Raw genomic sequence first — 14,071 nt, forward strand, 5'->3', positions numbered from 1 at the left:
GCGTGACCGTGTCATGTCGATAGTAAAAGGCCTGAAGAGTACGCTTTTGGACACGAAAATTGGCAAAATCCCTGCCTAATTGAGTGCGACTGCTCCCGTCATGCGACATGTCGCCGGCCTGTGACACCTGATATATTCACCGAATATATCAGGGAATCGCCTTCACCAGGGCCGCAGCGATGGCCGCCATGCCTTTGTCTCCAGGATGATTCGCCACGCCCGCGTGTTTGTAGGGCCGCTCTGAACGAGCGTAATTCGCTTCATCTTTACTCAGGCTGCCGATGTTGACGTAAATGCCATCCACGGCGGTGCAGGCCTGCTGGAGGGCTTCGTCCTTGGCGGCGTTGGCCCAGAAACAGCTGCGCACGAGGATGGTGGGCTTGCGATCGCCCTTGAGAGCACGCAGCAACGTGGTCACACTGGCTTGCAGTTTCGTCTTGTCTTCGGACGTCTTCAGACCCGGCACGTTCTCGCCGATGGCGAGGATGATGAGGTCCGCTTTGAACTCGATGGCTTCCTTCATCTTGGCTGCAATGTCGTAGCCAGAATAAGCGCGCTCAAAGTCGGCAATGTTCTTCACCATCACCTGGGGTGCAGTGCCTGCTTTTTCCGTCAGCGCCTTGGTGACGAGGTGCACGTAGTCGTTTGCCTCGGCACTCGCCGCCATGCCCCAGTTGCCTGACCAGTCGATGTCTTTCTTCGGACCATGTTTGGTGATGCTGTTGCCGAGGAAGAGAACCTTGGTCTGGGCAGTTGCGTGAACCGTTGCACAGACAAAGATGAGGGTGATTAGGAGGCGATGAATGGTCATAAGGATGGATGGAAAAAACAAGTGGCTATTGTGCAGGTGACCGCATCACCCAGTCCCAGCGATCACCCGCTTGCCTGAGCTGAGGTTCGAGATCTTGCTCGCTGAGGAGCCGTTGGCTGATGAGTTTTTGCAGGACGTCTTTCACCTGGGACAGATAGACTTCGCGGGATGCATATCGTTCCGCCAGTGCTGGACGAGGATCATGCGCCGCTTCGCGTTGTTCACGCGTGGCTGAAAAAGGAACCCAGGCACCGCGCAGCAACACAGGCTCCAGCGGTGAGCCCATCGAAGCCGGGCGAAACACCCATCCAGTCGCCGTTCCCAGAGGCACCGCCACGTCCGGCATGCGGATGCCCGCGATGTCATTGCCGTCCGCATCCACCTGCGGCACCAGCAGCGGCAGTTCCTGGCCTTCACCGGCACCATCCGCCCATTGCGGATTGCGCACGCGACCGCCAGCTTTCAGCAGCCTCGGATCTCCCATGCCTGGAATGGTGGGAAAACGCACCTCTGCGACCGGAATGAGCGTGCCGTCAGCGAGTTTCGGATACACACTGGGCGGCGGAGCGATGCCCTCCGTCACCCAGCGATGCATCGCCAGCCTCAGGGCCGTGACCACAGCGCTGGCATTGACGGGATTGGCCAGCGGCGCGCCCTTGGCCTGCGCGGTGGGAGGGAAGCTCGCTGCGCCATGCTGCGTGCCCGCGAAGAAGTAGGAGCGCACATTTTCCGGAAATGAAATGTCCTTGGCCCCGTCTGGAGTCGTATGCGTCAGCGCGGCCACGCGGCCCGCACCCCAATATTCAGCAGCGGTGTTGGTGTAAAATATTTTGGGCGGATGTTTCACCCGTGAGTTTTCCAGGAGCCCTTCCGAATGACCGCTCGCGGGATCAGCCTGCGCTGTGTCGGCAAACGGATACGAGGCCGTGTAAAAGCCCGCCACCGCACGCGGGGTGGACCAGCGCTGGTTCAGCACCAGCCGCCCTGCGCCTGCCACATGGGACATCACACCATCCAACGTCAGGCGGTCCTGCTCATCGGTATTGAAACCTAGATAAACAAAATCGCGCAAAAACCGTCCGCACTGCGAGGAGCCAAAAGCATACGCATGTTTCACCGGTGCAAGCGAGCTTTCATCATGCTTCAGCCATGCCACGGCATCGCGGATGGCCGCATAGCCGAGCCCGGCCAGAGGTGGTGCTTCTGCCAGATAGAAAATTTCATACGTTTTCCCTGGCTTAAACCCACCCTCCAGATGGAGGCGGTCGCCCTGCAGGCTCCATTCTTTTCGCGGAATCTCGGCACCCCCGGGATAGGCCATGCGCGTCCGCACGATCAACCGGCTCTCAGGTCCCTCCACATTCACAGGAGGGTAATTCGTCAGATCCGTGAGTGTTTGTTCATCCGCAGGTTTGTCCGGCGTAAAGGTGGCACTCACCACGCCGCGAATCGCACTGCCATCCTTGTTTCGCGCCGATGGCACCTTGATGCTCATTTTTCCGGGCTGCGCAGGCACATCGAACTCCCAGCCGACATTCAGCACGGTGAAGCCCTGCTTCACGATCCAATCGCTCAATCCCGCTTTGCCGCCGCGATTCGGGATCTCCACCCAGGCAGCGCCATTGCTGTGCGCCGCATCTTTCGGCTTCAGGAGGCGCAGATCAGATGAAAAACTGACCTTGCCAGCCGCATTCACCGGAGCCAGCGACACATCGGCGATGATGGCATTGCCGGGCAATGCTGGATCAATTTCGAAATGCAGTCGTCCGACGATCTGCTCATAGCCGGTCGTCCCCATGTCCGAACGCTCCAACACCTCCATGCGCACCACTGCGGCATGTGTGGAGCAGGCGGCCAAAAGGAAAAGAAAAAGACGTGGGAGTAAAGTCATCGATTTGATACCACACGGATTTCTGTTTTTTGGCAGCATCATCATCTCACGATCGTGGGGGGATATTCACAAAAAGTCACGCGAGACCTACATGCTTCAGCGCCTCGATAGGGGGCCCTTCGAAGGTGCCTGAGGGCATGTTGCCCACATAGCCAATGGCCTTCATGCCTTCGGGCGTGGTGTAGTAACCGCCTGCGGTGAGATCGCGAAAGCGTTTGAAGAATGACGCAGCCTTCTTGTGAGCAGGCAGCGGCTTGGCGGCAGCGATGTCAATGCAGATGGCAGTTTGTTGTTCGAGCGCGAGATCGGCAAATACTTTGCCAAAGCGAGTGTTTGCCTCCTGATCGATCCATTGCAGTCCTTCGAGCACGAGACGTCGATCGCCTGCCTGAGCTGGATAGGGTGAACTGATCCATTCATCAATGAAGTCCGGCACCCCGACAGCCGAGGCGCTGGGTGAAGTTTCATCCGCCGGCATGATGACATCGCACAGGGCACGCGTGGTGCGGCGCTGGGGCTCGGCCAATGTCAGCGGCCAGACATCACCGGGCTTGTAAACTTTCACCATCACGGGATCAGGTCCGTAGCCCTGGGCTTTGATGGGGCCGGGATCAGCCGCGAAAAGATTTGGATCGCGCACGGCCATGGTCGCCGTGGCGGTGAGCATCCATTGCAGCGCCTTGCGGCGGTCCATGCGTGGGAGGTCGTCGGGAGTGCTCATCAGATGTTTCCTTTCTTCATTTCGTCCATCAGGTGGTCGGCCATGCGCCACGCAAGCGCCATAATCGTGAGCGTGGGGTTCTTGTCCGCAGTGCTGGCAAAAGGGGCGCCATCAGCCATGAAAAGATTCTTCACGTCCCAGGTCTGGCTCCACTGATTGGTCACCGAGGACTCACGGTCTGCGCCCATGATTGCACCGCCGACCTCGTGAATCACCTCGCCACCGCGCCGGATCAGCTTGGCCGGATCTGAATCCGCCTTCGCCGCCACCTTGCCGCCCATGGCTTCAAGCAATTCACGGATGCGCTGCTGCTGATGGCGCACCTGATTGAGCTCGAAATCCGTCCACTTCCAATGAAACCGCAGCACGTGAATACCCCACTGATCCTTCAACTCGGGATCGAGTTCGCAGAAGGAGCCGTCGTTCGGCAGCATGGTCCCCTGCGCCCCAAAGCCAAGCTGACAGCCGTAGTACCGCCTTGCCTCTTCTTTAAGCTTTGCACCAAACAGCACGCCCTCGTGGCCCAGCTTGCTCTCGATGCCGTTCAGAGTCGTCAATGAAGGCATCTGCCGGCCGCTGGTGAACTCCAGATGATAGCCGCCGGGGAAGCCCAGCTCGCCTGTGCTATTTTGCGCATGCAGCGTCCATGGCACGTAAGCATGCGGACCACCGGCACCGTCCTCATTGTGGATCGGCATGCCCTCAAACGCCGGAATGTACGCGCTGAGACCGCTCGACACAGAATCCGTCACGTATTTGCCCACCTTGCCGCTGGAATTCGCGAGTCCCTGCGGAAACGCATTCGATTTCGAATTTAGCAGCAGGCGCACCGACTCCTGCGAACTCGCCGCCAGCACCACAGCACGACCCTTGGCATGAGCTTCGCTGCCGTTCGTCTTGTTAATGAAGGTGACGCCAGTGGCCCTGCCCTGTTTGTCCAGCGTGACCTCACGCGCCATGGCATTCGGCAGAATATCGAGATTTCCCGTGGCCAGCGCGGGGCGCAAATGTACCGTCTGTGAATCGTAGTTTGCCCGGATGGCGCAGCCGCGATGGCAGTCCGTGGCCCAAAAGCAGGGTGAACGTGTGCGCATGGAGTCCGCCAGGATGCTCTGCGCTTTCGCATTACCAGGGTGCAGCTTGGCAGGCAACGTGTCGGCATCCTGCGGCTTCGTCAGCACCGCACGGTGAATCGAGGCCACATGCGCACCGACCTTCTTTCCATGCTTCTGCGCATAGAGTTCGCCCACTCGCAGCTTTGGCGCTGGTTGCAATACGCCCGGCGATGAATTCGGCGAATTTTCCAAGCCCTCATTCGTGCCGAAGACGCCGATCAGCATCTCCACCTTGTCGTAGTAAGGCGCTATGTCGTCATAGCCGATCGGCCAGTCGAAGCCGAGGCCAAAGCGTGTGCGTGGTTTGAAGTCATACGGCCCGTTGCGCAGCGTGATACGTCCCCAGTGATTGGTGCGACCGCCCATCATGCGCTGCCGCCACCAGCGGAACTGGTCTGCGGGCTCCTTGCTCGCATTCGTGTAAGGTTCGCCGGGAATGTCCCAGCCGCTGTTGATCGAACAGTCGTGGAATCCGTACTGCTTGTCCGGCGTCTTCTCTCCGCGCAACGGCGCCTGGCTTGGCAATTGTAGCATCGCCACCTCAGACTGCACATCAAACGCACGCCCGGCCTCCAGAATGAGCACCTTCAGGCCCTCCATCGTCAGCGTGTAAGCCGTCTGCCCACCGCCCGCCCCCGAACCAACAATGACCACGTCATAGGAATCCTGGAGTTTGTCGGCGGTGATGATTGGCATGAGATGGAAGTGAAACTGAAAAGCGAAAACGCGGGTTTTTCAAACCTCTTCCAGCATCATTTTCGCATCGCCGAAGATCTTCGGGTGCTGGCCCATCTTGTCCATCATAGACATGAAGAGACGGCACATCTGGCGCTCAGGCTTGTCTTTGTAATCGAGTGCACGGCCACCTTTGAGGCGTCCGCCAGCGCCACCAAGGACAATCACGGGAAGCTGGTCGTTGTCGTGTTTGGCACCGGCCATCATGCTTGAGCAGTGCATGATCATCGTGTTGTCCAGCAGCGTGCGCGACCCCTCTTGAATGGCGTCCAGCTTGCGTGCAAGATAGGCGAGCTGCTCCATGAAGAATTGGTTCACCTTCAGCCAGTCCTCTCCGTCACTATGCGAAAGCAGATGGTGGATCATATAGTCGATGCCATGGCCGGCCTGCTGCACACTCGGCAAATTGGGAAATCGCAGGGCGCTGTGGTCGTTGTTCAGCTTCAGGGTGGTGATGCGCGTGGTGTCCGTCTGAAAACCGAGCACGAGAAGGTCCATCATGAGCCGCATGTGCTCGCCAATGTCCTGTGGAATGCCGTCGGCAGGACGCTTGATGTTCGGTTTGTCGAGCGTTGGCCGCCAGCCTTGCAGTTCACCACGCTTACCGGCATTTTCGATACGCTTTTCCACATCACGCACGGAATCCAGATATTCGTCGAGCTTGCGCTGGTCATTGCGGCTGATATCACGCCGCAAATCCTGCGCGTCGGCCAGCACCGCATCCAGCACACTCTTGTCGGCTGGAGATGCTTCATCCTTGAACAGGCGGTCAAAGGCCAGCGCTGGATAAAGCTCCAGCGGAGTCGGTGTCGTCGGTGAACTCCAAGAAATGTGCGAGCTGTAGAGCATCGAATAGTTTTTGTGCACCGACGGATTCGATTTCTCACACGCGAGCACAAGGCTTGGCACCTTGGTGCTGCGGCCATAAGTCTGCGCCAGCACCTGATCAAAGCTCGTGCCTGAACGGATCTCACCACCCGAGGCAATCGGCGCGCCCGAAAGCATGTTCCCGGTCTGCGACGAATGAATGTTCCCCTTCCGCGCTTCTTCATGATACAGGCCGCGTACAAACAACATCTTCTCACGGAATTCATGCAACGGCTGCAGCACCTTGCCCAGTTCCATCGCCTTGCCCTCCCCCTTGGCCCACCACTCTTTCGAATGGAAGCCATTTCCGGAAAAGGTCACGCACAGGCGTACCGGTGCTTCACTGGCCGGTTTGTCTCGTTTCGGTTCATCGCCCCAGACATTGAAGGATTCCAGCCACGGCAAGGCCATGGAGACGCCGGTTCCGCGCAGGAAAGCGCGACGTGAGTAACGGTGTGTGCTCATAAAGTGATTCAGTGTTGGGCGATGGTGTCTTTCCCGCGCACTTCGCGAAACTGCGGGCTGCGAACGATGAGATCAATCAGCGTGCCGATGCGATGATCACTGCGGACCATCGAGTCGATGAGGGGTCTGTCTGAAAGCTGCACACTGCGACCCAAGGCATAGCCGAGCAGCTTGCGGCAGAACTGGCGGAGGAAATCATCGCCACGTTTATTGGTCAGGTAATCACGCAAGTCATTAAGACCATCGACGGCGGTTCCATCCGGCAGCACGGTCTTTGTGTCAGCTATGCGAGCGCGACCAATGGCATCGAAACCTTCAAGTGCGAAACCAAAGGGATCAATGCGACGATGGCAGCCGGCGCAGTTTTCATCGCGGCTGTGTCGTTCGATGAGCTGTCGTTCGCTGAGGTCTGCAGGAGTTTCTTCGGGCAAAATAGGCACGCCTTTTGGCGGAATGGGCAGTTTGTCACCGAGAATGACTTCGCTGAGCCAGGTGCCGCGCAAGATGGCGCTCGTGCGTGAGGCACCGGACTGCTTGGACAGCGTGGCGGCGAAGCCGAGGATGCCGCCCCTGCCTTGAGACTGCAGGCCGTCGATGCGCTGCCAGTCATCTCCCTTCGCGCCAAGCCCGTAGTGCTTCGCGAGGCTGGCGTTGACGAACGTATGATCGGCATTGAGCAGCGAAAGCACGCTGCGGTCGTTTTGGAGCAGGTCGATAAAGAAACGCACCACCTCCTCCTGCATATCAGCGCGCAGGGAGACGAAGGTCGGAAAATGGCGCTCGCTCTTTTCATCCAGCGTCTCGACATCGCGCACATGCAGCCACTGGCAGCCGAACTCCGTGGCGAGACGGCGGATCTTATCGTCCTTCAGCATGCGTCGCGCTTGGGCCGCGAGCACCGCGGGGTCACGCAGTTTTCCAGCAGCCGCGAGCTGGTGAAGCCCCGCATCCGGGGATGACGACCAAAGGAAATAACTCAGGCGTGTGGCGAGCTCTCCATCATTCACAGGCGCGGATTTTGTTCCGGGCATGGCTTTCTCACCGCGATACAAAAACGCGGGGGCCACAAGCACACGAGCGATCAGCATGCGCACAGCAGCAGCATGCGGCAGTTCCTGCTTGCGCAGCTTTTGATATAAGGAACGCAGCTCAATCTGCTCCCCATCGCCGAGCGGGCGGCGCCACGCACGTGTGGCGAAGTCAATTACAGCCTGTACATGCCGGGGTTCGGCGGCAAGCTGCTGCTGCTTGAACAGTTCGGCGTCTCGGTAAATCGGCTCACGCAACGGCTCAAAGGCTTTGGGATCGGCGTCCTGAGTGGCGAACTGCCAGAGCTGCTCAAAGACATCGATCTGCTTCAAAGGTGCCTCACTGATGAAACGCAGTTCGTCCCACAAGCGGTCGATGTCAGAGATCTGATTCTTGTTAAGCATCAATTGCTTCAGCTGCTCATCTTCGCGATAGAACAAGGTGAGCGTTACCACTTCATCCGCAGGAACGATCTTCGTGTAGCAAAGAGCGGCGGGGAACAGCGCACGAAAATCAGCGATCTGAGCAGTGAGCTGCTTCCGCATCTCGCTGTTGTCCCCCACGAGGATAGGCGCATTAAAGCTCAAAGGTTTTTCGCCATCCGACCAGGTTCCTTTTTTGCCGGGTTTGTTGATGGTCACCTGAGTGGCAACCAGCCCCGCAGGCGCGGCAGGTTTCGCTGTCAGCACGCGTACTTGCACGGCACCCTGCGAATCGGGATGCAGGCGGACATTGACGACAAATTCAGCATCTTTGCCGATGTCAGCAGGGATGACGGCTTCCTCTTCGGAAATCGAAACAGGACGGTCCTGCTGACCCGGCGTGACAATTCGCGCATTTTCCCAGACGGCGCTGGCCTTACCAAGGGCGAACGAGGTCAAATAAAGTTTCGTCACGCCACTGGCAGGCAATTTGACCCTTAGCACCTCGCTGGCGGTCAACGGCAGCACCGGCACCTGCCACGACTTAGGTCCATTGAGCTTGCCGATGTGCCCAATGCTGCTGAAGCGCCACAGCGCCTTCTGCCATTGTGTGATGGTTCCAGCCATCTGTGCCGCCGATGCCCCTGCACGCCACTGCTGACGCACGAGGTCGAGGATGACACTGGACTCCTTTCCTCCCAGCGCCGCACGAAGTTTGCCGATGTATTTGGGATTCAGCCTCGCTGCCAATTGATCATCCCGAGTCGCCGCAAGATATTGCTCCAGAGGCAGAACGCCGCTGTCGCCGGTATCCAAATTGATCCCCTGAGCCTGCACTTTTGATCCGCTGCCGGATGCGGTGAACTGCGCATAGAAGGCGCGAATTTTCGCCAGCGCCTCGTCCGTCCAGTCGCGCTGCGAGGTGCGCGATGAAAAGCTCAACCCTTGCGGTGTCAAAACCGCGTGACTGGCGACATCCTTGGCCGCATCGAGATACTTGCTCAACAACGCAGGCGACATGACGAGCGCCGCTCCTGCATTGGTAAATCCTTCGCCTGCTGCACCGTCCACGGGAAACTCCTTTGCAGGATCAAGCGACTCCACTCCGGTCAAATCTCGGAGAGTATAAGTGTACTCCATGTTCGAGAGCCGCCGCAGCACCACCGGGCCAGGATCACCGGCACTGGCAAGCGCCACTTCATCCAGCCGTTCCTGCACCCATTTTGTCAGCTGCTTTTTCTGTTCGGGAGCCAGCTGCGGCTCTTTCTTCGGCGGCATCTCGCCCATATGAAGCTGGTCCAGCACGCCTTCCCAGATCATCGGCTCCCGCTTGATATCTGCGACAGAAGCAAACCGCTCCAGATCAAGATCCCCCTTTTGTTTTTCGGTGGAGTGGCACGAGTTGCACCGCTCTTTCAGCATGGGCAGGATCGAAGTTTGAAAGTCGTCTGCACCAAATGCAAAACTGCGAAGAACCATGCATGATGCGATGACTCGGATTGAATAGAAATACCTCATGCCAAAATCTCCTTCACAACATTGCCATACACATCCGTGAGCCGGAAATCGCGGCCAAGATGCCGCCACGTCAGTTGCTCATGATCGAGCCCGAGCTGATTCAAGATCGTGGCGTGCAAATCATGCAGATGCACCTTCCCGGAAACGGGGCGGAAGCCAAAGTCATCCGTCTCACCGAAGGTGAAACCGGGTTTGATGCCGCCACCGGCCATCCACGTGCAGAAGCTTTCCGGCTGATGTTCACGACCGTGTTTTTCGATGGGCGAAGTACCGCTGAGGTCCTGACTCCAGGGCGTGCGGCCAAACTCACCGCTCCAGATGACGAGCGTGTCTTCCAGCAGACCCCGTGATTTGAGATCTTTGATCAGCGCAGCGCAGGGCTGGTCACTGGCGGCACAGCTTTTCGGCAGCGCATTGCGAATGTCGCCATGATGATCCCAGCCTCCCATCGTGACCTGCACAAAGCGCACGCCCGCTTCGCTCATTTTGCGCGCCAGCAGGCAGGCTCGGGCGTTCTTGTCGGTCTCCTTGCCACCAATGCCGTAGAGCTGCTTCGTTGCCTCGGACTCGTTCGAAAGATCCACGAGTTCGGGTGCCGTCATCTGCATGCGAAAGGCGGTCTCCATGCTCTCAATCATGCCCTCCATGCGCGCGTCGATTCCAGCCCGGTCGAGCAGGCGTTTGTTCATGCGCTGCGTGAAGTCGATGCGTGCACGCTGAGCCTTCGCATCGCCGGAGATATCGGCGAGGTAGTCGATGGGGGACTGTTTGTCGCTGGAGGGAATGATCACCTTGGTGCCCTGGTGCGCGGCGGGCAAAAACGACGAGCCGTAGAGGCGTGTGTCGCTGTCGGGATGGATGCTGATAAAGCTAGGCAGGTTTTGATTTTCCGCACCGAGACCGTAGCTGATCCATGAGCCGATGGAGGGACGCACATCCGCCGTGACGCCGGTGTGAAACTGCAGCGCGGCGGGCTGATGCTGGTTGTTGTCTGCATGAACCGCACGCAGCAGGCAGATCACATCCGCGATGCTTGCCGTGTGTGGCAGCAGATCGGAGATCATCATGCCGGATTGTCCACGCGGCCTGACTTCGCCATGCGTGGCAAGGGCGAGAAACTTGTCCGTGCCTACCCGAAGTTCATTGGTGTTGACCGGCGCCGTGATCTTCTGGCCATGCATGCGCCGGATGTAATCCTTTGGATCAAACAAATCCGGCTGCGACGGCCCGCCGGACATGAAAAGGAATATCACCCGCTTTGCCTTGGCCGGAAAGCGTGGAGTCTTCACTGCCAGCGGACTCTGCGCGGCCTGAACCAAGTCGTGCAAAGCGAGCGCTCCGAAGCCGGTGGCTGTGCGCTGGAGCCAGGAGCGGCGGGAGATGGTGGCGGAGTTCATAGGCGGAGCAAAAATTCGTTGGAAGACAGCAGAGCATGGCTCAGTTCGGTCCATGCTTTATCGGCGGGCATGGTTTCGAGAAACTTCACCGCATCCTCACGTTCAACGCTGGTGATCGGGCGGCTGAGAATGCGGAGCCAGAGGGCTTCAAGGCGCGCACCGGAGTTGGCCTCTGAGTCGGTGAGCTGTTTGGCCACCTCGTTGGCACGAGCGCGGACGGTGTCGCTGTTGAGCAGGAAGAGCGCTTGCGTGGGCACGGCGGTCTCGGCGCGTTTGCCGGCGATCTGCGCGGGCTGAGTAAAGTCGAACACATCGCGCAGCTTCGCGGAGCCGGGCTGGGTGGCCGTGCGAATGACCGGAAGATAGATCGTTCGCTCAAAGTCCTGCACAGGGCGCATCTTCTTGAAGGCAAAGGCGGGTGGATTCACCGCCTTCGGACTGAGACTGTTGACGTTTTCAGGGAACTCCAGCGGCAGGGCTGGACCGCCGCTTGATGGCGTGAGCTTGCCACTGATGGCGAGCATGGAGTCCCGGATCGCCTCGGCATCCAGACGCTGGCGGTTCATGCGCCACAGCAGGCGGTTGTCAGGGTCTTTGGCTTCGGCGATGGCATTGTGTGCACTGCTCATACGATAGGCACGACTGAGGACGAGTTCACGAATGAGCTGCTTTTGCGACCATCCGTTTTGCATGAAGCGAGAGGCGAGGTAATCGAGCAACTCAGGATGCGTGGGTGTCTCGCCACGTGCACCGAAGTAATCGACACTGCGCACGAGACCTTCACCAAAGAGCTTTTGCCAGATGCGGTTCACGGTGACACGTGCGGTGAGCGGATTGCGTGAATCAGCAATCCAGTCAGCAAGCTGCACTCTGCCGCTTTGCCCCTCAGGAATAGGCGGAAATTCGGCCCACGATGCGACGCGAAGCGCGCCACGCTTCACTGAATCTCCGAGCGCGTAGGGATTGCCACGAATGGTGACACGCATGTCGGCGGTCTTTTCACGATCATGCACGGCGAAGGCTTTCGGCGCAAAGGGGGCAAAAAACTTCGCGTGCTCAATCTGGCCATTGATCACCTTGATGCGCGCGGCGAGTTCATCACGCTTCTTTTCAAGCCCCGGCTTCGTCTCCTTCGTGGCACTGGCAAGCTGCGACTCCAGAGCCGCCTTTTCCTTGTTAGCATTGTCACGCTCAGTTTCCCACTGGCGGATTTTTTCCTCGTTCGAGGCGAGCAACAGTTCGCGCCCGGCCTTTTGCTCCGCCGTCTCTGGCAGTTCGGTTTTGTGGACACTGCTCCAGACGCCGTTGTCAGTCTTGTAAGTGGCATCAGTGCTGCGGAACATGCCGGCGATGGCGTAGTAGTCAGTCTGGGCAATGGGATCAAATTTGTGATCGTGGCACCGCACGCAGCCAAGCGTCAGGCCGAGAAACGCAGTGCCGATTTTGCTGACCTGCTGATCAACGAGATCATGCTCCATCTTGAGCTTGTCCACGGCGACGATTTCGACGTCGCCCAGCACCAGGAAGCCAGTCGCGGTGATGTTCGCAGCCTGTTCCTGAGGAGAAGATGCAGGCAGCAGGTCTCCGGCGATTTGTTCCCGAATGAAGCGGTCGAAGGGTTTGTCCGAATTGAAAGCGTCGATGACGTAATCACGGTAGCGCCAGGCATGCTCGGCAAAAACGTTGTTCGAGGTGCCGATCTGGTCCGCATAACCCGTGAGATCCAACCAGTGGCGCGCCCAGCGTTCGCCGAAGGCGCTGGATTGTAGCAGGCGATCCACGGCAGCAGCACGGGAGGCGGGAGAGCCGTCAAAGCGGGCAAGATCTTCCGGAGTTGGAGGCAGGCCTGTGAGATCCAGTGAGACCCTGCGCAGCCAGGTGTAAGCGTCCGCATCCGGCGCGGGAGAGAGGCCATTGGCCTCGAGTTTGGCCAGAACAAAACGATCCACAGGATCCAACGGCCAGCCCGTCTGCTTCACGGCGGGAGCTTGCTCATCATGCACAGGCCGGAAGGCCCAGAATTTCTTCCCTTCCCTGATGTCAATCACTCGCGCGGCTTTCGCGGCGGTCTGTTTCACGCGTGAATCGGGCGCGCCCATGGCCACCCATTGCTCAAAGATCTCAATCTCACTCGCCGACAGCTTGCCCTTTGGCGGCATCTCCATTTCGGGATCGGCGTAGCGCACCGCCGCGATAACATGACTTTTGGCCAGATCTCCCGGCACGATGGCAGGGCCGCTGTCGCCGCCGGTCTGCCAGCCAGATTTCAAGTCGAGCGCCAGCCCGCCTTTGATTTTCTTCTCATGCGAATGACATTCATAGCAGCGGCTTTGCAGCAGCGGGAGCACCTTCGATTCGAAAAACGCCATGCCATCTCCCGCCTGTGCCGGGGCCAGCGTGAGCATGACGATGCCAAAACTCTGGAAGACACGGTTCATGAGGAAAGAGGCAGCCATTCACGCCAGCCGAGGATGTGCTCGCGCATCAGGCGCTCGCAGGTGGCCGGGTTCTGCGAACGAAAGCTCTCAATGATGGACTGATGCGCATCCACGGTCTCTTTGAGAGTCTCCTTGGTTTGAAGCTGATGGCTGCGGTGCAAACGCCCCAGCCACAGCTCCAGCTCGCCGCGCAGCGAGCGCCACAGCTTCAGCAAACGGGCGTTGCCAGAGGCTTCGAGAATGACCTGATGAAACTCCAGGTCCAGCAAAGTCACCTCCTGCACGGACCGGGCACGGCGGGTGGCGACCAGATTTTTTTCGAGCTTCGAAATGTTCACCTTAAGAGCCGGAGCCGCCAGACGGGAGGCCAGAGGCTCCAGCGCAAGCCGCAGCACATACAACTCCTCGAAATCTTGCGGCGTCAGCGCTTTCACAAACGCCCGCCCCGTGGGGCTGAATTCGACGAGGCCCTCCCGCTCAAGCGCAAACAGGGCCTCGCGCACTGGCACACGGCTGACTCCAAGCCGTTTGGCCACGGCAGATTCAGCCAGCAGCGCCCCCGGCGCGGAGGTGCCATTCAAAATTTCTGCCCGCAGCAGCGAGGCGGCAGAATCGGAGCGAAAGGCAGGATTTGGTGCGAGGTTCATTCGGTATACCGTTTC

At 58.9% G+C, this 14,071-nt stretch carries 9 protein-coding genes; all 9 read right to left on the bottom strand.

Going from position 1 to position 14,071, the window contains the following annotated elements:
• Positions 1 to 148: 148 nt before the first annotated feature.
• Positions 149 to 811, bottom strand: coding sequence for an SGNH/GDSL hydrolase family protein (locus AC24GY_RS12305; protein ID WP_487683213.1), 663 nt, complete (start codon positions 809 to 811; stop codon positions 149 to 151).
• A 25-nt stretch (positions 812 to 836) separates the two neighbouring features.
• Positions 837 to 2,702: an alpha/beta hydrolase domain-containing protein gene (locus tag AC24GY_RS12310; RefSeq protein ID WP_487683215.1), complete on the bottom strand. Its 1,866-nt coding sequence runs from the start codon at positions 2,700 to 2,702 to the stop codon at positions 837 to 839.
• A gap of 76 nt (positions 2,703 to 2,778) precedes the next feature.
• Positions 2,779 to 3,423 carry a gluconate 2-dehydrogenase subunit 3 family protein gene (locus AC24GY_RS12315; protein WP_487683217.1) on the bottom strand — a complete coding sequence of 215 codons (645 nt, stop codon included), beginning with the start codon at positions 3,421 to 3,423 and terminating at the stop codon, positions 2,779 to 2,781.
• Positions 3,423 to 5,234: a GMC oxidoreductase gene (locus AC24GY_RS12320; RefSeq protein WP_487683219.1), complete on the bottom strand. Its 1,812-nt coding sequence runs from the start codon at positions 5,232 to 5,234 to the stop codon at positions 3,423 to 3,425. The genes AC24GY_RS12315 and AC24GY_RS12320 overlap by 1 nt, the downstream gene beginning before the upstream one ends.
• A 39-nt stretch (positions 5,235 to 5,273) precedes the next feature.
• On the bottom strand, positions 5,274 to 6,605 hold the full coding sequence (locus AC24GY_RS12325; RefSeq protein WP_422314644.1) for a DUF1552 domain-containing protein: 1,332 nt from the start codon (positions 6,603 to 6,605) through the stop codon (positions 5,274 to 5,276).
• A gap of 8 nt (positions 6,606 to 6,613) precedes the next feature.
• Positions 6,614 to 9,478: a DUF1592 domain-containing protein gene (locus AC24GY_RS12330; RefSeq protein WP_487683222.1), complete on the bottom strand. Its 2,865-nt coding sequence runs from the start codon at positions 9,476 to 9,478 to the stop codon at positions 6,614 to 6,616.
• 92 nt (positions 9,479 to 9,570) lie between these two features.
• The gene (locus tag AC24GY_RS12335; RefSeq protein ID WP_487683224.1) at positions 9,571 to 10,971 is read right to left on the bottom strand and encodes a DUF1501 domain-containing protein; all 1,401 of its coding nucleotides are present in this window, start codon (positions 10,969 to 10,971) and stop codon (positions 9,571 to 9,573) included.
• Positions 10,968 to 13,409, bottom strand: a complete 2,442-nt coding sequence (locus tag AC24GY_RS12340) for a PSD1 and planctomycete cytochrome C domain-containing protein (protein WP_487683226.1) — start codon at positions 13,407 to 13,409, stop codon at positions 10,968 to 10,970. Before AC24GY_RS12340 ends, AC24GY_RS12335 begins: the two co-directional genes overlap by 4 nt.
• On the bottom strand, positions 13,406 to 14,056 hold the full coding sequence (locus tag AC24GY_RS12345; protein ID WP_422314636.1) for a GntR family transcriptional regulator: 651 nt from the start codon (positions 14,054 to 14,056) through the stop codon (positions 13,406 to 13,408). Before AC24GY_RS12345 ends, AC24GY_RS12340 begins: the two co-directional genes overlap by 4 nt.
• Between the last annotated feature and the right edge of the window lie 15 nt (positions 14,057 to 14,071).

The sequence above is a fragment of the Prosthecobacter sp. Pr1 genome (assembly GCF_057652315.1).